Raw genomic sequence first — 20,880 nt, 5'->3', positions numbered from 1 at the left:
GGGCGGGGATGCGGTTCAGATGTTCGCGACGAGGGCGGCGACGACAGCCGCTCGCTGCTCGCGGGTGTCGATCCGTCCCGGGATGCCCGGCCTGGTCTGCCACGGGAACGGTCCGTCTTCGTGCCGGTACTCCACACCGACCGCGTCGAGCCGTTCCAGGTGCAGACGCAGGCGTTCCGCGAACGCGTCGTAGTCTTTCGGCGCCGAACTCCACAGGGCCTCGGCGAGCGCACACAGGCGCGGGAAGGCGAAGTAGTCGAGTGTACGCGGCGAGTCCATGTACTCCGTCCACAGGTTCGCCTGGCCGCCGAGCACATGCGCGCGTTCTGGCCCGCTCAGCTCGGTCGGCACGGGGTCGAACCGGTAGACGTCCTTTACCGTGATCGGAACCACGAGCGGGATGGGCTCGTCGGGCCGCTCCGATTGCCGGTAGTTGAGGTACGTCGTGTGGTCGGGGCAGAGCACGACGTCGTGCCCAGCGCGGGCGGCGGCGATCGCACCGGTCTCACCGCGCCAAGAGGCCACCGTGGCCCCGGGCGCCAGGCCACCCTCGAGAATCTCGTCCCAGCCGAAGAGCCGGCGGCCCCGCCTGGTCAGATGGTCGTCGAGGCGAGAGATGAACCAGCTCTGCAAACCCTCCTCCGACGTCACGCCGAGTTCGCGCATCCGCTCCTGCGTGCGAGGGTCGGCGCGCCACTGGTCTTTCACGCACTCATCACCGCCCACCCCGATGAACGGGGAGGGGAAGATGTCGACGACCTCGTCAAGCACGTTCGTGAAGAATTCCACCGTGCTCTCTTCGAGGTTGAGCACGTTCGGGATGATCCCCCACCGTGTGCCGACGTCGAGCGGCCGGCCGCCCACCCCGAGTTCGGGATACGCGGCGATCGCCGCCTGCACATGCCCGGGCGACTCGACCTCCGGAACCACTGTGATCCCCCGCAACCCGGCGTAGGCCACGATCTCCCGCAGATCGTCCTGGGTGTAGAAGCCGCCGTGCGGGCGACCGTCGCCGGGCGCATCCGGCCCGTAGCCCACCTGGGACTCCCGCCGCCAGGAGCTCACCTGGGTGAGCTTCGGGTAGCGCCGGATCTGGATGCGCCACCCCTGATCGTCCGTCAGGTGCAGGTGCAGCACGTTCAGCCGGTGCATCGCCATCAGGTCGACGAACCGCAGCACCTCGTGTTTCGGCAGGAAGTGCCTGGCCACGTCGAGCAGCACGCCACGCCAGGCGAAGCGGGGCGCGTCCCGAACCTCGCAGCAGGGAGCGGCCCAGCGGACCCCGTCGACCCGCGAACGGCGGTAGACCTCGGCGGGCAACAGTTGGAGCAGCGCTTGCGCGCCGGCGAAGACCCCGGCGGCATCGCCACCCGCGATCCGCGCTCCCGCCTCGGTGACGCTGAGCCGGTACCCTTCCGCCGCCGTTGCGGGGTCGAGCGAGAGCCGGATGCTGCGTGCCGCATCGCTCCGGCCGGCGTCGGCGGCGTCGCCATCGTCGGGGTCGGCGACGATGGCGCTGCCGAGAACGAAACCGGTGGAGGCTTCGAGGGTCGTCCGCAGCCAGGCGGCGACACCCTCTGTGCCCTCCACGCCGACGATCCGGGTGCGCGGAGTCACCACGAACTCACCGTCCCACTCGGTCACCGAGAGAGGGGCGGGCAGGAGGCGCGAGGAGGCCGTCACGGGTCAGGCCGTCTGCAGCTGACGCAGGAAGGCGCCCGCCGCCGGGCTGGGCTCATCGGAGACCGCCACGGCCACCGTCCACGACGGCACGTCGCCGAGTAGTCTCACCGCCACCAGCTGATCCGGGCGCTTTCGGGCGAAACTCGCCGGAACGATCGCCACCCCGAGGTTGTACCCCACCAGGTCGAGCAGCGGATGCACATCGTTCACCTCCATCGCGGCGCGGTAGTCGAAACCGGCCGCCGCGAAAGCGCGCCGGGCGAGGGCCTGCGCACCCCACCCTTCCTGGAACCCGACGAGCGGTTCGCCGCGCAGTTCGTCGAGCCGGATGCTGCCCTGGGCCGCGAACCGGTGCCCCGGATGACAGAGCACCAGCATCTCTTGGGTGTCCAGTGGTCGCAGCTGCACACCGGCCGGCGTGTGGCCGGTGTCGACGACCAGCGCCACGTCCACGCGCCCACCGCCCACCGCATCCACCAGGTCGACCGACCCCGAGTAGCGCAATCGCACCTCGACACCGGGGTTCGCCGTGCGGAACGAGGCGAGCTCGGCCGGCAGGTCGACGGAGCCGAGGCAGGGTTCGGCTCCGATCGTGAGCCGCCCGCGCACCAGGCCGCGCACCGCGGCGACCGCGTTGCGGGCGGCCGCGGCACTGGCGAGGGTGCGCACCGAGTCGCCGAGCAGCGCTTGACCCGCCGTCGTGAGCTCCACGCGCCGGGTGCTGCGGATGAAGAGGGATGTTCCCAGCTCTTGCTCCAGCGACCGGATGGAGGCGGAGAGCCCGGACTGGGAGATCTGCAGCAATTCGGCCGCCCGCGTGAAGTGCCGTTCTTCCGCGACCGTGACGAAGTGCTCGAGCTGTCGGAGTTCCATTCAGCGATTCTATGACTGAGTCGACCGTCGTTCATTCGCTCCAGAGGTGACTCCGCCCCCCACCGGTCCATCTCATCGCACCCCGCGCATGAGGCGGAGCACCCACGGACTGAGCAGGGCGAGCACCGCGCCGATCGCGATCGCGACGCCTCCGATCACTCCGAAGTAGACCCCCTCGGTCGCCGGGTCGTAGAGCTTGGCAAGCTGGCCGGCCATCGCGGTTCCGAGGGAGACCGACAGGAAGTAGAGCGCCACCATCTGCGCTTGGAAGGCGTGCGGGGCGAGCTTGGTCGAGGCCGACAGCCCCACGGGCGAGATGAGGAGCTCGGCGATCGTGAACACCAGCAGGATGCCCACCATCGCCAGCAGCGGCGTGCTGTTCGGGCCGCCACCGACCCAGAAGAGGAAGAGCAGGAACGCCAACCCCATCACCACCGTTCCCGCCGCGAACTTGAGAGGCGTCGACGGTTGCTTGTCACCCCACTTCGTCCAGATCGCCGCGAACACACCTGACAGGATGATGATGAAGATGGGATTGATCGACTGCACCCACGAGACCGGGAACTCCCAACCGAACAGGTTGCGGTCGAGGCGTTCGTCGGAGTAGATCGTGAGAACGGTGAACTGCTGTTGGTACAGCGTCCAGAACGCGGCGTTCACGACGAACAGCGGGATGAACGCCACGATACGGCTGCGTTCGGTGCCGTCGAGCCGCTTCGAGCTCAGGATGACCACGAAGTAGGCTACGGCCGCCACGACCACCAGGCCGATCACGATGAGCGCCAAATTGCCCGCGGTGATCACCCCGGTGATGACGAGCACCACGGCGACGATCACCGCCACCACGGCGAGCACCAACACGAGCGGGCGCCGGGAAGCGGGCAGCGGATTCGGCACCTCCCTCGACGCGGCGGGAAGCCGTTTGCGCCCGAACGAGTACTGAATCAGGCCGAAGGCCATCCCCACCGCGGCCAGCCCGAACCCCCAGTGGAAGCCGAGCGTCGATTGCAGCAGCCCGGTGAGGAGGGGGCCGAAGAACGCCCCCAGGTTGATGCCCAGGTAGAAGAGCGAGAACCCCGCATCCCGGCGCGGGTCGTGCTCGTCATAGAGGGTGCCGACGATGCGCGTCGCGTTGGCTTTCAGACCTCCGCTGCCGAAAGCCACGAGGATCAAGCCCACGACCACGCCCGAGACCCCCGGCAGCAGGGCGAGGGCGATGTGCCCGGCCATGATCACGACGGCGCTCCAGAACAGCACCCGCTCCGACCCGAACATGCGGTCGGCGAGCCACGCCCCCAGGATCGTGGAGAGGTACACCCCGCCGCCGTAGGCGCCGACGATTCCGGCCGCCGTCGCCTGGTCGATACCCAGCCCGCCCTTGGCCGCGGAGTAGTAGAGGTAGATGAGCAGGATGCCCTGCATCCCGTAGAAGGAGAAGCGCTCCCACATCTCCACGCCGAAGATGTTGGCGAGCGCCCGTGGCTGCCCGAAGAACCCTTTGTCGCCCCCGGACGCACGGAATTCGGATCGCTCCGTCGTGTTCGTCATATCAGGATGCTTCCACCCCGTGCCGGTCTAGGGAACTGTTGTGCCGAAATCGGTGGACAACGGGAGTCTGTGCACACGGCGGATGCGCGGCAGCGGGTTCGTCGTGCATCCGCACAATCCGGCGCGGGTGGGGTCACCGCGCCGAGAGCTCGCCCAGCACCCCCTCGAGCTGTTCGACCGCCCAGTCGAGATCGGCAGGGTCGACGACCAGTGGCGGTGCCAGCCGGATCGTCGAACCGTGCGTATCCTTCGCCAGGAGTCCACGCTCCAGCAGAAGCTCGCACACCTCGCGCCCGGTCGCGAGCGCCGGGTCGATGTCGATCCCCGCCCACAGACCGGCTCCACGCACCTCGAGCACCCCGTGGCCGATCAGTCGCGACAGCCCGGCGTGCAATCGTTGCCCGAGCAGCCGTGCCCGCTCCTGCAGCTCGCCGGTCGCGAGCATCCCCACCACTGCCCGGCCGACCGCGGCGGCCAGGGGGTTCCCCCCGAAGGTCGAACCGTGCTCGCCGGGGCGGAGCACGCCGAGCAGGTCCCGGTTGCCCACGACCGCGGAGACGGGCACGATCCCCCCGCCGAGCGCCTTGCCGAGCAGATAGAGGTCGGGGACGACACCCACGAGATCGCAGGCGAACGTGGCGCCGGTGCGGCCGAGACCCGATTGGATCTCGTCGGCGATGAACAGCACCCGGCGCTCGTCGCAGAGTGCGCGCACCGCGGGCAGGTATCCGGCGGGGGGAACGATGATGCCGGCCTCGCCCTGGATGGGCTCGACCAGCACCGCGACGGTGTTCTCGTCGACGGCCGCGGCGAGCGCTGTCGCATCGCCGTAGGGCACCGTGCGGAATCCCGGCGTGAACGGGCCGAACCCGTCGCGTGCGGAGGGGTCGTCTGAGAAACTGACGATCGTCGTCGTGCGCCCGTGGAAATTGCCGGCCATCACGACGATGTTCGCCAACCCGTCAGGAACGCCTTTCACGCGGTACCCCCAGGCGCGGGCGACTTTGATCGCTGACTCCACGGCCTCGGCGCCGGTGTTCATCGGCAACACCATGTCTTTCCCGGCGAGGCCGGAGAGCGCCTCGACGAAGGGGCCGAGCTGATCATTGTGGAACGCCCGACTGGTGAGGGTGATGCGGTCCAGCTGGGCTCGGGCCGCATCCAGCAGCACCGGGTTGGAGTGTCCGAAGTTGACCGCCGAGTATGCGGCGAGGCAGTCGAGGTAGCGGCGTCCGTCGATGTCGGTCACCCAGGCCCCGTCGCCCTCGGCCACGACGACGGGGAGCGGGTGGTAGTTGTGCGCGGTGTGCTCGTCTTCCCGTTCGATCGCCTCCGCCTGGCGCGGTGTGGCCGGCCCCGCTTCGGCGTGGATGCGGTGCGCCACTGTGCCCGCATCGGTTCCGGCCGCCGATCCGACGGTGTCGTTCGTCATGCGCTGTCCTTTCAGCGTCGCAGTTCGAGGGTGCAGCATTTGACTCCGCCGCCCCGAGCAGCAGTTCGGAGAGGTCGACGCCGATCGGGTTGTATCCGTGCCCGCGCAATTGGCGTTCGAAGTCGGCCGCCCGGGAGGCGATGACCACGTTGTAGCCATCGGAGAACGAGTTGAGACCGAGCACCGCCGCATCCTCGTCGTTCACGATGATCGCATCGGGGTACCGGGCGCGGAGGATGCCGAGGCTCGCCTCGTCGAAAGCGCCCGGCAGGTATGCGATGTGCTCCTGACCCGGTGTCGGGTCGAGCACGGCGAGCGCGGTGTCCAGGTGGTAGAAGCTCGGGTCGATCAGACGCAGGGTCACCACTTCGCGCCCGTAGAGCCGGCCGAGTTCTTCGCGGCTGCCGCTCGCACTGCGGAAACCGGTTCCGGCGAGGATCGTGTCGCCGACGAGCAGGAAGTCGCCTTCGCCTTCGTTGATGTTCTGCGGCACCGCGACCTGGAAGCCGTGGTCGCGGAACCAGCTCATGTAGGCCGGTCCTTCGGGCTGCCGTTGCGGGTAGGTGAAGCTGGCTCCGTACGCGATGTTGTCGATGACGAATCCGCCATTCGCCGCGTAAACCATGTCCGGCAGCCCGTCGATGGGGTCGATCAGCTGCACCTCGTAGCCGAGGTCGCGGTAGATGCCGTAGAGCTGCTCCCATTGCCGCACGGCGAGATCGGTGTCGGTCGGAACCTGCGGGTCCATCCACGGGTTGATCCGGTAGACCACGGTGAAGTGCTCGGGCCGGCACATCAGCACCGCGCGAGGGGTCGACCGGCGCACCGGACGAGCCTCTCGGGTCTCAGGATCCTCGTGAATCATCGACATGTGGATAGTGTCACACACGAATGTCAGCATGTATCCATCTCTATGCGCATGTAATCGCCGCAGATCGGAGCGCCGACGGCGATTCTGTGCGACGAGCGATCACGGTCGATCCTGCACCGGCCAGTTCACGGCCGCCCCCCGCGCACGGAAACGTCGCGCACGAATACTGCGTAACACCCAGCATCCACGCAACGATCCGCCGTATGCTTGCGCCGTGGATAATCTCGATCGCAGCATCCTCGACCTGCTCCGCCAGAACGCGCGCGCAGGCTACGGCGACATCGGTTCCGTCGTCGGGCTGTCCGCGTCGGCCGTGAAACGCCGCGTCGACCGCCTCGTCGCCGATGGCGTGATCCGCGGTTTCACGATCCAGGTCGACCCGACGATCGACGGGATGAGCACCGAAGCGTATGTCGAGCTCTTCTGCCGCGGCACCGTCGCCCCCGACGAGCTGCTCCGCATCCTCTCGGCCGTCCCCGAAGTCGTCGATGCCGGAACCGTCACCGGCAGCGCCGACGCGATCGTCCACATCCGCGCTCGCGACATCCCGGGCCTCGAAGCCGCCCTCGAGAAGGTGCGCCTGGCCCCCAACGTCGACCATACGCGCAGCGCCATCGTGCTCTCGCGCCTGATCCACCGCGGTCACGACTGAGGATCGTCTCACTCGTCCCGTCGCCCACTCGTCCCGTCGCCCCACTCATCCCGTCGCCCGGCGATCCACGCAGACGTTCCCCCGGCGAGCAGCACCGGCGAAGATGGTCGGATGACGTCCGACCACTTCCTTCCCATCCACGATCCCGATCTCCTCGCACAAGGGGAACGGGTTCTCGGCCGCGACTTCCGCGCGATGAGCGAGCGCGTCCTCCAGGCCACCGAGCTGACCTCGCGCCTGAATGTGCTGCCCTTCGACGACGAGACCGGGAAGACGGCGCTGCTCGAAAAGATCCTGGGCCGCACCCTTCCGCCGCGGCTCACGATCTATCCGCCGTTCTACACGGATCACGGTCTGCGGCTCGAACTCGGCGAACGCGTCTTCATCAATCAGGGATGCACGTTCCTCGACTACGCCGGCATCCGGTTGGGTGACGGCGTGATGGTCGGCCCGAAGGCCACCTTCATCACGATGGGTCATCCGGTGGACCCGGAGGAGCGGCACGAATTCCTCACCGGCGCACCCATCGATGTGGCCGAGAACGTGTGGATCGGCGCGGGCGCGATGATCCTGCCCGGTGTCACCATCGGCCGCGACGCCGTGGTCGCCGCCGGCGCGATCGTGACCGGCGATGTGCCCGAGAGGGCCCTGGTGGCCGGCCCGAAAGCCGGTGTGATCCGGCGCTGGTAGTCGCCGTACGCGGCGCCGCACACCGGAGGAGATCAAGCCACTCTGCGAGAACATACAGCAAACACCCAGACCGGAGGGCCCCACGTCGAGCACCGCCACGGCAAACGGTGGCACGATGAACCCATGAAACTGCTCGTGGTGGAAGACGATCCAGACATGGGGGCCTCGTCGAGCGCGGCCTCACCGCCGAAGGATACGACGTGACGCTCGTCACCAACGGTGTCGACGCGCTCATCGCCCTGCGCGGGGAGCCGTTCTCGGCCGCCGCCGTCGATGTGATGCTGCCCGGGATGAGCGGGTTCGAACTGTGCCGACACATCCGTGAAGCCGCGAACCCGATGCCCATCCTGCTGCTCACCGCCCGGGATGCCATCGAAGACCGTGTGCACGGCCTCGACTCCGGCGCCGACGACTACCTCACCAAGCCGTTCGCCTTCGCCGAGCTCGCCGCCCGGGTGCGCGCCCTGCTCCGCCGTGAACCCAGCGGGATGCGCCCCCAGGTCACCGTCGGACGCCTCACCATCGACTCGCACGAGCACCGCGCGCTCGTCGCCGGCCACGAGATGCCCCTCAGTCGACGCGAGTTCACTCTCCTGCGCCTCTTCGCGACGAACCCCGACAAGACGCTGGCCCGTTCGGAGATCCTCGAGACCGTATGGGGAACGAGCGACAACATCGGCACCAATGTGATCGACCAATACGTCTCCTACCTGCGCAAGAAGCTGGAGATCGCCGGCGCCGGTCTCGCCATCGTCACCGAGCGCGGCCGCGGATACCGTCTGGACGCCAAGAACGCCGAGGCTGCGACGCCGTGAGCGCGCGACCGGGTCTCGCGTGAGCTGGTTGCGCCGGCTGTCGATCACCGCCCGCATCACCATCGGCAGCTTGATCGTTGCGGCTCTCTTCGGCCTCGTGGCCGTCGGGGTGGTCCGGTTCGGAGTGGCCGCCATCCTGCACAACGCCACGGTCACCCTGCTCGACAACGACGTCGCCGCCCCCATCGCGGCCCTCAAGAACAATCCCACCGGCCCGTTCGAGCTTCCCGGCGGCGGGCAGGAGCTCGCCATCGTCTCCCCGCACGGGATCGTCCTCGCCTCGACCCTGCCCGCGGCACTCGAATCGGAGGTCCCCCGGCTGACCCGCTTCGGCGACGAGCCGACCACGGTGCAACTCGGCGACGATCAGTACCTCGTGCTCGTGCGCACCGTCGCCACCAGCGCCGGGAACATCCAGGTGATCGCCGCGCGCAACGCCGAGACCACCGACCTCATCCTCGACCGTCTCACCGCCGCGCTCTCAGTGGGCGCCGGCGTGCTGGTGCTCGGTTTCGGCGGGGCGTCCTGGCTGCTCGCCCGCGCCGCGTTGCGCCCGGTGAGTCGGATGCGCGAGCAGGCCGAACGCATCGCCGACGTCGCCTCCACCGGTCTGCTCCCGGTCGGGCCGGCCCGCGACGAGCTGGCCGAGCTCGCCACCACCCTCAACGACCTCATCCGGCGGCTGCGCGCCTCCGCCGACCGCGAGCGGCAGATGGTGTCGGATGCGAGCCATGAGCTGCGCACACCGCTCGCCGTGCTCCGGGGTCAGCTGGAGCTGGCCGAACTCGACTCGGGCGATGCCGACGCGCTGCTCACCGACATCCGGTCGTCGCATGCCACGGCACTGCGGCTCGGCCAGCTGGCCAACAATTTGCTCGAACTCTCTCGCATCGAGGCCGGACCCTCCAGCGGCCGCACCGATTGGCGCACCCTCACGGATGAGCTGGCCGACGCCATCGACCGGGCACGCCTGCTCGCCTCCCGTGCCGGTGACGACGGGGTCGCTCCCGAGATCTCCATCGACTTCGACTATCGACCCCGCGAGCGGCACGCGCCCCGGGTCAGCGTCGCCCTCTCTCCCACGGATTTCGGCCGCATCCTCGACAATCTGCTGGGAAACGCGGTCACCGCGATCACCGGCGCCGCTGCCGCTGCCGCTGCCGCTGCCACTGCCACTGCCACTGCCACTGCCACTGCCACTGCCACTGCCACGATAGCGGTACCGCCCTCCACCGCCGGGGCTGGCACCGACGGGTCCGGCACCGACGGGTCCGGCACCGCCGGGTCCGGGCCCGACGGGGCATCCTCGGGAGGCGAGACGGCCGTGGTCGCCGATGCACCCGCGGCGGTCGAAGCGTCCGCACCGGTCGAAGGCTCCATCACGGCCGAATTGACCGCCACCGACGCCGAAGTGGTGTTGACGGTGCGGGACAGCGGCCCCGGGATGCCGGACGAGTTCATCCCGGTCGCCCTCGACCGGTTCACCCGGGCGGACGCCTCGCGAACGGCCCACTCCGGCGGAGGGCTCGGGCTCGCGATCGTGGGAGCCCTGGCCGGTTCTGCCGGAGGAGGGGTCGTGCTGGCCAACGCGAAGACGGAGAGTGGCCTCGTCGTGACCGTCGTGCTCCCGCTCCTCGATGGACGGACGGACGACAGCGCATGACGGATCCCCTGATGCGGCCCCTCGACCCGGCGTCGACGGCACCGCCCTTCGAGCAGCTGAGACGACGTATCGCCGAAGCCGCGAGAACCGGCGAGCTTGCGGTCGGCACGCGGCTCCCCACGGTTCGCGCCCTGGCAGAGTCGCTCTCCCTCGCTGCGAACACCGTCGCCCGCGCGTATCGCGAACTGGAGCAGGAGGGTGTCGTTGCGACCCACGGCCGGGCCGGCACCTTCATCGCGGCGACGAACCCGGCCGCTCAGGAGGCCGCCGTGGCCGCCTCCGCCTTCGCGGACCGGGTCACCACTCTCGGCTTCAGCACAGCGGATGCGCTCGCGCTCGCCCGTGCCGCGCTCGAAGCCCGCCGGCCCGGCTGACAGCCCCGCTTCCGCACGGGCGCGCTTCCGGAAGGGCGCGCTTCCGGAAGGGTGCGCTTCCGGAAGGCACCACGCGGCTAGGGTCGCGCATCCTCGGGCTTCTGGTAGGTGGTGACGCCGCGGCGCGACCGCCTCTCGGTGAGCTTTTCGGACTCGAGACTCCCCCGGATGTGCCTCGGAAGCGGCGGAAGCTGTGGTGCGACCCCTTTCGGCGCTCGCGCAAGCCCGGCGATGAGGCAGAGCTCCGTCGTGCCGCTGCGGAGCTCGATTCGTGCGTAGTCGCTGTCGGAACGCCAGAGTAGGAGATCGATCTCGCTCAAGGCGACGTCGACGCGCACAGGTCCGGCTTCCACCCGCAGGCGATCCGAGTCGAACGACACCACGCAGTCCACGGTTCGACGGTGCATCGCCGACACAAGGAGCATGTACGTGGGCAGACCGAGCACGATTCCGAGCGCGATGATCACCACGCGGGCGCCCAGGCGCTCCGCGAGGTCGCCGGTGGCGATCATCAGCAGGGCACCGATCCCGCCGACGATGACGACCATCAGCGCGATCATGAGCCCGAGGGTGCGCATCCGCAGGGGCACAGCGGAGAAGCGCAGCGTCGAGCGCTCCGTCGAGAGCTCCCATGCCGGGGGCGCCGGCGCGACTTTCGGAGCGGAACGGCGGCCGAGCATGGTGGTGACGCGTCCGATCAGCGCCAGCCAGACCCATCCGGCCGCCGGCGCCGCCGCGAGCTGCGCGACCACGTATGCGGCCTTCGCTGCTTGCGGCAGTTCACCGATGATGTCGGCCCCCGCCGTGACCATCAGCCAGAGCAGGAGCCCGGCCAGCACCGCCCCCGTGAGGTGCACGAGCATGCCGACCCGCCGTTTCCGGATGCGTCCGGTCAAGTTCACGAAGCCGAACCCGCACAGCCAGCCACCGGCGAGCATGAGCAGGTAGGCGAGGAAGCCCACTCGCGGGTCGTCGCTCACCAGTACTGTCGCGGCCGCGAGGAGGAGGGCGGCCCACACCCAGGGGTTGAGCAGCAGGTGGCGGACGGCCGGATTCTGTTCCGTTGTGTCCGACCGGGTCATGTCGCCCAGTTTATGGGCGGATGCGCGCGTCGGTTCGTGCCGCATCCGCCGCCGTACCCGCTCGGCCGGGTGCGCGAGCGACCTTGGGGTGTCAATGTCCTCGGGGGTGTCAATGTCCTCGGGGTGTCAGCGTCCTCGCGGGGGTGTCAGTGTCCGGAGGTGTCGGAGTCGACGCCGGCCTGGTCGCCCTGGTCGAGAGTGGCGATGGCCGCGAGGTCGTCGGCGTCGAGGGTGAAGTCGAAGACGTCGAGGTTTTCGGCGAGGCGCTGCGGCGTCTTCGTCTTGGGGATGACCACCAGACCGTTGTCGAGATGCCAGCGGAGAACGACCTGACCGGGGGTCTTCTCGTATTTGCGCGCGATCTCGGCGAGCACTGGTGCGTCGAGCAAGTCGCTTCCGGCGCCGAGCGGGCTCCACGATTCGGTGACGATGCCGTGCTCGGTGTCGTAGCGGCGTTGTTCCTGCCGGGTGATGGCGGGGCTGAGCTGGATCTGGTTGACCGCCGGCACCGTTCCGGTTTCGGCGTTCAGCCGGTCGAGGTGCGCCGGTTTGAAGTTGGAGACGCCGATCGCGCGGGTTTTGCCGGCGGCGAGGAGCTTTTCGTACGTCTGCCAGGTCGACACGTATTCGTTGCGTTCGGGGAGCGGCCAGTGGATGAGCAGCAGGTCCACATAGTCCAGCCCGAGCCGGCCGAGTGAGGCGTCGAGCCCGGCGATGGCCCGGTCGTCGCCCTGGTAACCGCCGTCGAGTTTGGTGGTGACGAAGATCTCTTCGCGGGGGATCCCGCTGGCGCGCACTCCGCGGCCGACGCCTACCTCGTTGCCGTATTTGGCGGCCGTGTCGACGTGCCGGTAGCCGATGGTCACCGCTTCGATGATCGCGCGTTCGACTTCTGCGTCGTCGAGCGGCCAGGTGCCGAGGCCGATCTGGGGGATGCGGGTTCCACTGTTGAGGGCTATCGAGGGGATCGTCATGCTTTCAGGCTACGGGGCGCGTCGGCCGCACGAAACCGGTCAGATGACACTGTCGGAGAGCCGGGACGGGTTGCCGAAGCGGTGCGCGGTGATCGAGATCGACTGCTCGTGCAGAAAGGTGAGCATTTCGACGCGGCCCGACGCGGTGACCGGGTTGGCGTAGACCGCGACGTCGGGTGTGCCACCCAGCGCTTCGGCGAGCGCGACCTTGTCTCCGCCGATGAGCCGGATGCGGTGCGTTCCGACCGTTCCCGAGCCGACCCGGCCGAGCCATTTCGCGTCGTCTTCGATCGTCACGGGGATGTCCCGCTCCCGCAGCACCTGGTGCACCGGGCGCGGTAGCTTGATCGCGCTGCTGACGGTGAAGGAGGCTTTGGCCACCGTTCCCGCGGCCAGGATCCGCAGCAGGGGCGGCAGGTCTTCTCCTTCTGAGAGGCGGATGGCGACCGGGACGGGCCGATAGCGGAACAGGTTGCGCTCCGCACCGACGCCCGACACGTCTTTGACGGTGTCGAACTCTGTCGCCGCCGCGATGGTGTCGCTGAGCGCCGACCGCCGCACGAGGTCGAATGCCGTGTAGTCCATCGAAGATTGCCCGGATTCGATGAGCTGGGTCACCTTGCGGTCGAGCCCGCGCAGGTGGAGGCTCGCGCTCGATGTGCCGGTCTCGGGCTCCCATGAGCCGAGTCCCATCAGAGAGTTCGGGCCTCCGGCTTTCGTGCCGGCGCCCACGGAAGAGCGCTTCCAGCCGCCGAACGGTTGCCGCTGCACGATCGCGCCGGTGATGCCTCGGTTCACGTAGAGGTTGCCGGCCTCCACCGTGTCGAGCCAGTGCGCGAGCTCGTCGGTGTCGAGCGAATGCAGCCCCGCGGTGAGTCCGTATTCGATGGCGTTCTGGTAGCGGATCGCTTCGTCGAGGTTCTTCGCCGTCATGATGCCGAGCACCGGGCCGAAGAACTCCGTGAGGTGGAAGTACGATCCCGGGGCGACCCCCGCTCGCACGCCGGGCGACCAGAGTCGCCCTGTGTCGTCGAGCTGCTTGGGCTGCACGAGCCATTCCTCGGTGGCGCCCAGCGCCGTGAGGGCGTGCAGCAGCTTGCCGCTCGCCGGCTCGATCAGCGGCCCCATCAGCGTGGTCGGGTCGTGGGGGTAACCCACGCGCAGGCTCGTCGTCGCGTCGATGAGCTGGTTGCGGAACCGTTCGGATCTCGCCACCGACCCGACGAGGATGACGAGGCTGGCAGCCGAGCATTTCTGCCCGGCGTGCCCGAAGGCGCTCTTCACGATGTCGGAGACGGCGAGATCGTAGTCCGCGCTCGGCGTGACGATGATGGCGTTCTTGCCGCTGGTCTCTGCGAGCAGGGGGAGGTCGGCCCGCCACGATCGGAAGAGTTTGGCCGTCTCGTAAGCGCCGGTCAGAAGCACCCGATCGACCCGTGGGTCGGCGATCAGTCGCTGCCCGAGTTCGTTCTCGGCCACATCCACGAGGGCGAGCAGCTCGCGCGGGATGCCGGCCTCCCACAGCGCTTCGACCATCACCGCACCCGTGCGCTTGGCCTGATGCGCCGGTTTGATGATGACGCCGCTTCCCGCGGCGAGCGCCGAGAGCACCGACCCGGCGGGAATCGCCACCGGGAAATTCCAGGGCGGTGTGACGACGGTGAGCGCGGAGGGTACGAACCGTGCGCCCTGAACCGTGTCGAGGTCGCGGGCGAGTTTCGCATAGTAGTGGGCGAAGTCGATCGCTTCGCTGACCTCGGGGTCGGCCTCCGCGATGGTCTTACCGGTTTCGGCCGCCATGATCTCGATGAGGCGGTCACGGTTGGCCGCGAGCGCGAGGCCGGCCCGGTCGAGCACGGCCGCGCGGTCGAATCCGCTGCGCTGCCCCCACGCCTCGCCGTTCACCTTCACGGTGCGGATGAGCGCCTCGAGCGCCGTCGCGTCGGTCACTGCAGCCGCCGCGATCGTTTCGCGTCCGAGCTCCGTCGCCGTCGAGCGCTGGAGGATCTTGCGCCCCCAGACCCGGTTCGCCGCAAGCGACGGGTCGGTGTCCGCCGCGTTGCGGAAGCCTGTCGCGGACGGCGTCTCGAGCCCGGCCGACCCGCGGGTCAGCCCCAGCACGACATTGGTGAGTCCGGCGTCTGGCGTCGTCTCGTTCTGCGGTTCGGCGGGCGGGCGCGTGAAGGCTTCGGCGTCCTCCCATTCGCGCGCGCGGTCCTGTCGCCGGTTGGGCAGCGGCGCCACACCGCGCGGGCTGCGATCCGCTTCGAGGTCGGCGATCGACAGCAGGAACCGCTGCTTCTCGCGCTCGAAGAGCGTCGCGTTCGTCTCCAGCTCGAAGACCGCGGACATGAAATTCTCCTGGCTCGCGTTCTCCTCGAGACGGCGGATCAGGTATGAGATGGCGACATCGAACTCGGCCGGATCGACCACCGGCGTGTAGAGCAGCAGCGCGCCGACGGTCTTCTTCACGGCTTCGGCCTGGGCGGTCGCCATGCCGAGAAGCATCTCGAAGTCGATCCGGTCTGTGACGCCGCGACGGGAGGCGAGCAGCCAGGCGAAGGCCACGTCGAACAGGTTGTGCCCGGCCACACCGATCTTCACAGACGCGGTGTGCTCCGGGGTGAGTGCCCAGTCGAGCACGCGCTTGTAGTTGGTGTCGGTGGCCTGCTTGCTCTCGTAGGTGGCGAGCGGCCAGTCGTGGATCGCCGCATCCACCCGCTCCATCGCCAGATTGGCGCCCTTGACCACACGGACCTTGATGGGCGCACCGCCGGCCATGCGTCGTTGCGTCGCCCACTCGGTGAGGGTCTGCAGAGCGTCGAGGGCGTCGGGCAGGTAGGTCTGCAGCACGATCCCGGCCTCGAGCCCGGCGAACTGCGGTTTGCCGAGGATGCCGGCGAACACCGCGACCGTGAGGTCGAGGTCGCGATACTCCTCCATGTCGAGGTTGATGAATTTGGGCGTGGGCGACGCTGCGGCGAGCTGGTAGAGCGGTGTCAGCAGTTCCACCACGCGTTCGACCGTCTCGTCGAACGACCACATCGACAGCTGCGAGGCGATCGATGAGACCTTGATGGAGACGTAGTCCACGTCATCCCGGGCCAGCAGTGTGCGGGTACCTTCCAGTCGCCGCCCCGCCTCGTTCTCGCCGAGCACCGCCTCGCCGAGCAGGTTGAGGTTGAGCCGGGCGCCGTGGCCCTGCGGGTCGGAGGGTTTGCGCAGGTGCGCGATGGCCGGCCCGAGCTTCTGCGGAGTCGCGTCGACCACGAGGTGCCCGACCATCCGGCGCAGCACACGGCGAGCGATCGGGATGACGAGCCACGGCAGCACCGGGCCGAAGACGCCACCCAGCCAGATGGCGAGACGCATGTACCACGGCAGGAAGGAGGGGATGTTCTTGGCGACCTTCTGCAGGTTGTAGCCGGCGACGAACAGGTCTTGCGGGCGGGCGACTCCGTCGACGAAGCCCACCACGAAATCGAGCCCGTTCGGGTCTTTCAGCACGCCTGCGAGTCGCGCGGCGGCGGGGTCTTCCCGGGGCTTCGCACCGGTCGCATCCGCGGGCGAACTCACGGCGAGCCAAGTGCGCACCAACTCGACCGCGTCGACCGCGAGCTGCGACGGCCGGAGTTCGACGCCATCCGTGTGATTGACCATGCTCACGACTGTATTCCTCGCTCGTGGGGGGAGGCCTCAGGTCCGATCGAATTGTGGGGAACTGCGCCTGTGCAGAACAGTGTGAGGCTATTCTTTCGTTAGTAAAAGCGAATGTTTTCGAACGATATCATTCGGTTCAGCTGAACAAAGGAGCGAGATGCTCGACGTGCGCAAACTCCGCCTGCTGCGCGAGCTCAAGGTGCGCGGCACCGTCACCGGCGTCGCCGAAGCCCTCTCCTACAGTCCATCCTCCGTCTCACAGCAACTCGCCGCCCTGGAGCGGGAGTCGGGCGTGCGCCTGCTCGAGAAGGCGGGGCGCAGGGTGCAGCTCACGCCGCAGGCGGAGATCCTCGTCGAGCACACCGCCACCATCCTCGATCTTCTCGACGAGGCCGAGGCGGAACTCTCCGCCTCGCTCACCACGGTGACCGGCATGGTGCGGGTCGCCGTGTTCCAGTCGGCCTCGCACGCCATCGTCCCGCGCGCGCTGAGCATCCTGGCCGAGGAGTTCCCCGACCTGCGCGTCGAGGTCACCGAACGCGAGCCGGAACGCGGGCTCTTCGAAGTGTCGGCCCGCGACTTCGACCTCGCGATCGCCGAACAGTACCCCGGCAGCACCCGCGGGATCCATCCCGACCTCGACCGCATCGAAATGGCGACCGACACCATCCGTCTCGCCTCCTCCGTCGACCGCGACGCACGCGTGCGTGCGACCTCCCTGCGGGAGACCGAGACTCTCCCCTGGGTCATGGAGCCGCAGGGCACAGCAGCGCGAACCTGGGCAGTGCAGTTGTGCCGCGCCGCCGGATTCGAACCGGATGTGCGGTTCGAGACGGCCGACCTCATCGCCCACATCCGGCTCATCCGTTCGGGGAACGCGGTCGGGCTCCTCCCCGATCTCGTCTGGGCGGGCGAGCGCCCGAGCGTTCGGCTGCTCGACCTTCCCGGCGCACCTCAGCGCACCATCTTCACGTCGGCGAGGCGGGCCTCCGCGGCCAGGCCCGGTCTCGTCGCGGTCCGGGATGCGCTTGCCCGCGCCGTCCCCACCGCCTAGCGCCGGCCCCGACGACTCCTCCACAGGCGAACGCTTCGGTCCCTTCTCCACTGTTCGGCCGGACCCCTCGAACGATCGCCATCCGGAGACCTAGGGTGTGGGTATGACCGAAGTCACCGCCACCGACGCCGATCCGGAGCCCACCCACGACGTCGTGATCGTCGGGGGTGGCCACAACGGCCTCACCGCTGCCGCCTATCTGGCGAAGGCCGGGCTCAGCGTGATCGTGATCGAGCGCCTCGACACCGTGGGCGGGGCGGCCGTCAGCGCTCAAGCGTTCGACGGGGTAGACGCGTGGCTCTCTCGTTACTCCTACCTGGTCAGTCTGCTTCCGCAGCGGATCATCGACGATCTCGGGTTGCGCATCCGCCTCGCCCGGCGCCGCTACTCCTCGTACACACCGGTTCCGAGCGACCCCACCGGCATCGGTCTCCTCATCGACACGGCCGACCCGGCCGCGACCGCAGAATCCTTCAGGCGCATCGGCGCCGCCGCCGATGCCGAGGCGTTCACCCGCTTCTCGTCCGCGACCACCCGAGTGGCGCGGTCTCTCTGGCCCACCGTGACGGAACCACTGCTCACCCGCAGCGAGGCGAAGGCGCTCGTCGGCGACGAGGAGCTCTGGAACGCACTCATCGAGAACCCGATCGGCGAGTTCATCGAATCGCGCCTGAGCAACGACCTGGTGCGCGGTATCGCCGCCACGGATGCGCTCATCGGCACCTTCGCACGTCTCGACGACCCGGGTCTGGCGCAGAACCGCTGCTTCCTGTACCACGTGATCGGCGGCGGAACCGGCGACTGGGATGTGCCCATCGGCGGCATGGGAACGGTCACCTCCGAGCTCGCGCGGGCCGCACGCGAGGCGGGCGCCCGCCTCGTGACGAACGCCGAGGTCACGGCGGTCTCGCCGAACGGCATCGTCGACTACCGTCGCAAGAACCACGAGCGCCGCGTCGTCGGCCGGCACGTGCTGGCGAACGTCGCCCCCGACGTGCTCGACCGGCTCCTCGGCGACGAACCCGACCCGGCCCGCCCACCCGCCGAGGGCGCACAGGTGAAGGTGAACCTGCTGCTCGAACGTCTTCCGCGCCTGCGCGACGCTTCGGTCGATCCGGCGGCGGCCTTCGGCGGAACGTTCCACATCAACGAGACGTACACCCAGCTACAGGCGGCATTCGCCGGTGCGGTGCGTGGAGTCATGCCCGAGCTCCTCCCCTGTGAGATCTACTGCCACTCGCTCACCGATCCGAGCATCCTCGACTCCGAGCTCGCTGCGACCGGTGCTCAGACACTCACCGTGTTCGGGCTGCACACACCCGATCGTTGGCTCAACGATGAGAACAACGAGGCCACCCGCGACAGGCTTCAGGCCGCCGTGCTCTCGTCCCTCAATTCGGTGCTCGCCGAACCGATCGAAGACCTCCTGCTCACCGATGCGAACGGCATGCCCTGCATCGAGACGAAGACCACCCGCGACCTCGAGCATGCCCTGGCCATGCCGGGCGGCAACATCTTCCACGGGCCGCTGTCCTGGCCGTTCGCCGAAGACGACGACCCGCTTGAGACGCCGGCGCAGCGGTGGGGCGTCGCCACCCGGCACGAGCGCATCCTGCTCTGCGGCGCCGGAGCCCGGCGGGGCGGCGCGGTGAGTGGTCTCGGCGGACACAACGCGGCCATGGCCGTGCTCGAATCCTGACCCAGGGCCTCGTCCCGCTCGACGCGAAAGGCATCCTGCAACACGGATGTGCACTTCGCGAGGGGCCTGAGAATACTCGCACGGTTCGCACTGCCGCATCCTCGACCACGTGACTATGGTGAGGAACAGCGGGAGGTGCAAAATGATGCCGCAACCAACAGGACGACTCGTCCGCAAAGATGACGGGGTCTACGTGGTCCTCGACAGGATCTTCAAGGCTCCGATCGACGATGTCTGGTCGTATTTCACCCGGTCACCACGACTGGCGCAGTGGATCGGCGAGTACACCGGTCTCCCTTCAACCGGGGCTGTCCGATTCCGGATGAACGCCGAAGAGAACGCCGAATGGGGCAACGTCTCCATCCTCGAATGCGCGGCGCCGCACCGTTTCGCCGCAGATGTCGGCCCTGCCGGAGATTCGTGGCGGGTCTACTGGCATCTCACCGAAGCGAGCGGACACACGACACTGACGTTCGCTCGCCGTCTCCGCTCACTCACCGAGGAAGCGGATGTCGGGGTCAGCTGGGACTACTACCTCGACAGGCTCATCGCCGCCCGCAGCGGCAAGGCGATGCCCGAGTGGAACGACTACTACCCGGCCATGATCGAGCACTACCAGAGCCTCTGCCGCGAGCTCAACCACGATCTCCGGATCGAGCAGGCCGCACTGCACGCCGTCGAGCTCCGCCGAACCGGCACCCTCGGCTAGCGGGCGACCGCCGGCCGCGAACGCCTGCGAACAGGGCATTCACCGAATCGGCGCGCGCAGCCCCGCCCGACGCTCAGTGCCACCGGTGGTCCTGCAGAGCGACCCGCGGCCCGCGGCGCTCGAAAGGATGCCCGCTGGCGAGGATCAACCGGATGACCCGTTGCCGCTGGCCGCGCCACGGCTCCAACAGCTCCAACATTCCGTCGTCGTCGACGCGTCGCCCGATCAGAGCCTCGCCCACGTAGTGCGCCAGGTGGTAGTCGCCGACGCTCACCGCATCCGGGTCGCCGTGGGAGCGCTGCAGTGTCTCGGCGGCCGTCCACGCTCCGATCCCCGGGACCGTTCGCAGCGCGCGAGCGGCGGCGTCCGGCGTCTCCGCGGCATCCGTCGCCCGCTCGAGCGACCCCGCCACCACCATCGCGGCACGCACCGTGCGGGCCCGACCCGGATCGACCCCGGCCCGATGCCACTCCCATGACGGGATGCCCCGCCACTGTGCCGAGGTCGGCACGACGCGCATCCCGTCCGGAGCCGGACCGGGAGCCGGTTCGCCGTACCAGCGAAGCAGCCGCGCCCACGACCGGTACGCCTCCAGGCTGGTCACCCGTTGCTCCACGACGGCCGGGACCAAGGCCTCCAGCATCCGTCCCGTCGTCATCAGTTTCAGTCCGGCGTTGCGGCGCCGGCTCTCGCGCAGCAAGGGTGTGCCGCCCACATCCAGCCCGCTCCAATCGTCGCCGCGGCCAAGCAGCTCAGGAACCGAAGCGATCGCCCACTCGGCGCCCGGCCCCCACGCGGCTGCTTCCACGGCGCTGCCCCGCGAGCCGGCGGGCACCCGGATGCACACGGTCGCCGACCCGTGCGGGGTGCGGAACGTGCGCCACACCCCCCGCGCATCCCACCGCGTCGTCGGATCGTGCGGACCGCGGCCGAGCACGCTCAGTGTGGCCCGCACATCCACCGGCTCGGCCGGGGAGTAGACCGTCGTGACCGGTTTCGTCCGGGCGGCGACGCTCACGCTCGCGCTGTCGGCGGGAGTCACGGCGGTCATGCTGGAATGCTACGTCAGCCCCCGAAGGATTCACGAACAGCGCCCTCCCG

16 protein-coding genes and 1 pseudogene are annotated in these 20,880 nt (G+C 68.8%); 8 read left to right on the top strand and 9 right to left on the bottom strand.

The genetic code is table 11. The features are described 5' to 3' along the window. Positions 1-15: 15 nt before the first annotated feature. The 5 genes and pseudogenes from K5L49_RS13335 to ddaH all read right to left on the bottom strand — a co-directional run bounded on the left by K5L49_RS13335 (position 16) and on the right by ddaH (position 6,401). Complete coding sequence (locus K5L49_RS13335) at positions 16-1,683, bottom strand: beta-N-acetylhexosaminidase (protein ID WP_223693442.1); 1,668 nt, start codon at positions 1,681-1,683, stop codon at positions 16-18. 3 nt (positions 1,684-1,686) lie between these two features. Next, complete coding sequence (locus K5L49_RS13330) at positions 1,687-2,556, bottom strand: LysR family transcriptional regulator (RefSeq protein WP_223693440.1); 870 nt, start codon at positions 2,554-2,556, stop codon at positions 1,687-1,689. Positions 2,557-2,628: 72 nt separating this feature from the next. Then, positions 2,629-4,104, bottom strand: coding sequence for a peptide MFS transporter (locus K5L49_RS13325; RefSeq protein WP_223693439.1), 1,476 nt, complete (start codon positions 4,102-4,104; stop codon positions 2,629-2,631). Between the two features lie 133 nt (positions 4,105-4,237). Next, complete coding sequence (gene rocD, locus K5L49_RS13320) at positions 4,238-5,536, bottom strand: ornithine--oxo-acid transaminase (RefSeq protein ID WP_223693437.1); 1,299 nt, start codon at positions 5,534-5,536, stop codon at positions 4,238-4,240. Positions 5,537-5,547: 11 nt separating this feature from the next. Beyond that, a pseudogene (gene ddaH / locus K5L49_RS13315) lies at positions 5,548-6,401 on the bottom strand (dimethylargininase). 220 nt (positions 6,402-6,621) lie between these two features. Between ddaH and K5L49_RS13310 the strand changes: the two are divergent. The 5 genes from K5L49_RS13310 to K5L49_RS13285 all read left to right on the top strand — a co-directional run bounded on the left by K5L49_RS13310 (position 6,622) and on the right by K5L49_RS13285 (position 10,601). After that, positions 6,622-7,059, top strand: a complete 438-nt coding sequence (locus tag K5L49_RS13310; RefSeq protein WP_223693436.1) for an Lrp/AsnC family transcriptional regulator — start codon at positions 6,622-6,624, stop codon at positions 7,057-7,059. A 111-nt stretch (positions 7,060-7,170) separates the two neighbouring features. Then, positions 7,171-7,749 carry a sugar O-acetyltransferase gene (locus tag K5L49_RS13305; protein WP_223693434.1) on the top strand — a complete coding sequence of 193 codons (579 nt, stop codon included), beginning with the start codon at positions 7,171-7,173 and terminating at the stop codon, positions 7,747-7,749. Between the two features lie 200 nt (positions 7,750-7,949). Further along, positions 7,950-8,564: a response regulator transcription factor gene (locus K5L49_RS20510; protein WP_223693432.1), complete on the top strand. Its 615-nt coding sequence runs from the start codon at positions 7,950-7,952 to the stop codon at positions 8,562-8,564. Positions 8,565-8,583: 19 nt separating this feature from the next. Beyond that, a complete protein-coding gene (locus K5L49_RS20505; RefSeq protein ID WP_308116550.1) occupies positions 8,584-10,227 on the top strand; it encodes a sensor histidine kinase in 1,644 nt (547 codons plus the stop codon). Then, a complete protein-coding gene (locus K5L49_RS13285) occupies positions 10,224-10,601 on the top strand; it encodes a GntR family transcriptional regulator (protein ID WP_223693431.1) in 378 nt (125 codons plus the stop codon). Before K5L49_RS20505 ends, K5L49_RS13285 begins: the two co-directional genes overlap by 4 nt. A 77-nt stretch (positions 10,602-10,678) precedes the next feature. Here K5L49_RS13285 and K5L49_RS13280 read toward each other — a convergent pair whose 3' ends face one another. From K5L49_RS13280 to K5L49_RS13270, 3 genes are all read right to left on the bottom strand, one after another. Continuing rightward, a complete protein-coding gene (locus tag K5L49_RS13280; RefSeq protein ID WP_223693429.1) occupies positions 10,679-11,683 on the bottom strand; it encodes a hypothetical protein in 1,005 nt (334 codons plus the stop codon). Positions 11,684-11,829: 146 nt separating this feature from the next. After that, a complete protein-coding gene (locus K5L49_RS13275; RefSeq protein ID WP_223693427.1) occupies positions 11,830-12,657 on the bottom strand; it encodes an aldo/keto reductase in 828 nt (275 codons plus the stop codon). 39 nt (positions 12,658-12,696) lie between these two features. After that, positions 12,697-16,317 (bottom strand): proline dehydrogenase family protein, encoded by a 3,621-nt coding sequence (locus tag K5L49_RS13270; protein ID WP_223693426.1) that lies wholly within the window; start codon positions 16,315-16,317, stop codon positions 12,697-12,699. Positions 16,318-16,474: 157 nt separating this feature from the next. Between K5L49_RS13270 and K5L49_RS13265 the strand changes: the two genes are divergently transcribed. From K5L49_RS13265 to K5L49_RS13255, 3 genes are all read left to right on the top strand, one after another. Further along, on the top strand, positions 16,475-17,371 hold the full coding sequence (locus K5L49_RS13265; protein WP_223693424.1) for a LysR family transcriptional regulator: 897 nt from the start codon (positions 16,475-16,477) through the stop codon (positions 17,369-17,371). Positions 17,372-17,474: 103 nt separating this feature from the next. Next, positions 17,475-19,070 carry a phytoene desaturase family protein gene (locus K5L49_RS13260; RefSeq protein WP_223693422.1) on the top strand — a complete coding sequence of 532 codons (1,596 nt, stop codon included), beginning with the start codon at positions 17,475-17,477 and terminating at the stop codon, positions 19,068-19,070. Positions 19,071-19,215: 145 nt separating this feature from the next. Next, positions 19,216-19,779, top strand: coding sequence for an SRPBCC domain-containing protein (locus K5L49_RS13255; RefSeq protein ID WP_223693420.1), 564 nt, complete (start codon positions 19,216-19,218; stop codon positions 19,777-19,779). 73 nt (positions 19,780-19,852) lie between these two features. Here K5L49_RS13255 and K5L49_RS13250 read toward each other — a convergent pair whose 3' ends face one another. After that, the gene (locus K5L49_RS13250; RefSeq protein WP_223693418.1) at positions 19,853-20,830 is read right to left on the bottom strand and encodes a DNA-3-methyladenine glycosylase family protein; all 978 of its coding nucleotides are present in this window, start codon (positions 20,828-20,830) and stop codon (positions 19,853-19,855) included. Positions 20,831-20,880 lie beyond the last annotated feature (50 nt).

Origin of the sequence: Leifsonia poae, from assembly GCF_020009625.1 — a bacterium.
GTDB lineage: Bacteria > Actinomycetota > Actinomycetes > Actinomycetales > Microbacteriaceae > Leifsonia > Leifsonia poae_A.
Note: the sequence above shows the minus strand (reverse complement) of the source record. Positions and strands in the feature narration are given on the sequence as shown.

What these genes read in the sequence shown, in the direction of transcription:
- K5L49_RS13330 (WP_223693440.1), bottom strand. Translation starts at nt 2,556, where the DNA reads ATGGAACTCCGACAGCTCGAGCACTTCGTCACGGTCGCGGAAGAACGG.
- K5L49_RS13325 (WP_223693439.1), bottom strand. Translation starts at nt 4,104, where the DNA reads ATGACGAACACGACGGAGCGATCCGAATTCCGTGCGTCCGGGGGCGAC.
- rocD (WP_223693437.1), bottom strand. Translation starts at nt 5,536, where the DNA reads ATGACGAACGACACCGTCGGATCGGCGGCCGGAACCGATGCGGGCACA.
- K5L49_RS13305 (WP_223693434.1), top strand. Translation starts at nt 7,171, where the DNA reads ATGACGTCCGACCACTTCCTTCCCATCCACGATCCCGATCTCCTCGCA.
- K5L49_RS13285 (WP_223693431.1), top strand. Translation starts at nt 10,224, where the DNA reads ATGACGGATCCCCTGATGCGGCCCCTCGACCCGGCGTCGACGGCACCG.
- K5L49_RS13280 (WP_223693429.1), bottom strand. Translation starts at nt 11,683, where the DNA reads ATGACCCGGTCGGACACAACGGAACAGAATCCGGCCGTCCGCCACCTG.
- K5L49_RS13275 (WP_223693427.1), bottom strand. Translation starts at nt 12,657, where the DNA reads ATGACGATCCCCTCGATAGCCCTCAACAGTGGAACCCGCATCCCCCAG.
- K5L49_RS13270 (WP_223693426.1), bottom strand. Translation starts at nt 16,317, where the DNA reads ATGGTCAATCACACGGATGGCGTCGAACTCCGGCCGTCGCAGCTCGCG.
- K5L49_RS13265 (WP_223693424.1), top strand. Translation starts at nt 16,475, where the DNA reads ATGCTCGACGTGCGCAAACTCCGCCTGCTGCGCGAGCTCAAGGTGCGC.
- K5L49_RS13260 (WP_223693422.1), top strand. Translation starts at nt 17,475, where the DNA reads ATGACCGAAGTCACCGCCACCGACGCCGATCCGGAGCCCACCCACGAC.
- K5L49_RS13255 (WP_223693420.1), top strand. Translation starts at nt 19,216, where the DNA reads ATGCCGCAACCAACAGGACGACTCGTCCGCAAAGATGACGGGGTCTAC.
- K5L49_RS13250 (WP_223693418.1), bottom strand. Translation starts at nt 20,830, where the DNA reads ATGACCGCCGTGACTCCCGCCGACAGCGCGAGCGTGAGCGTCGCCGCC.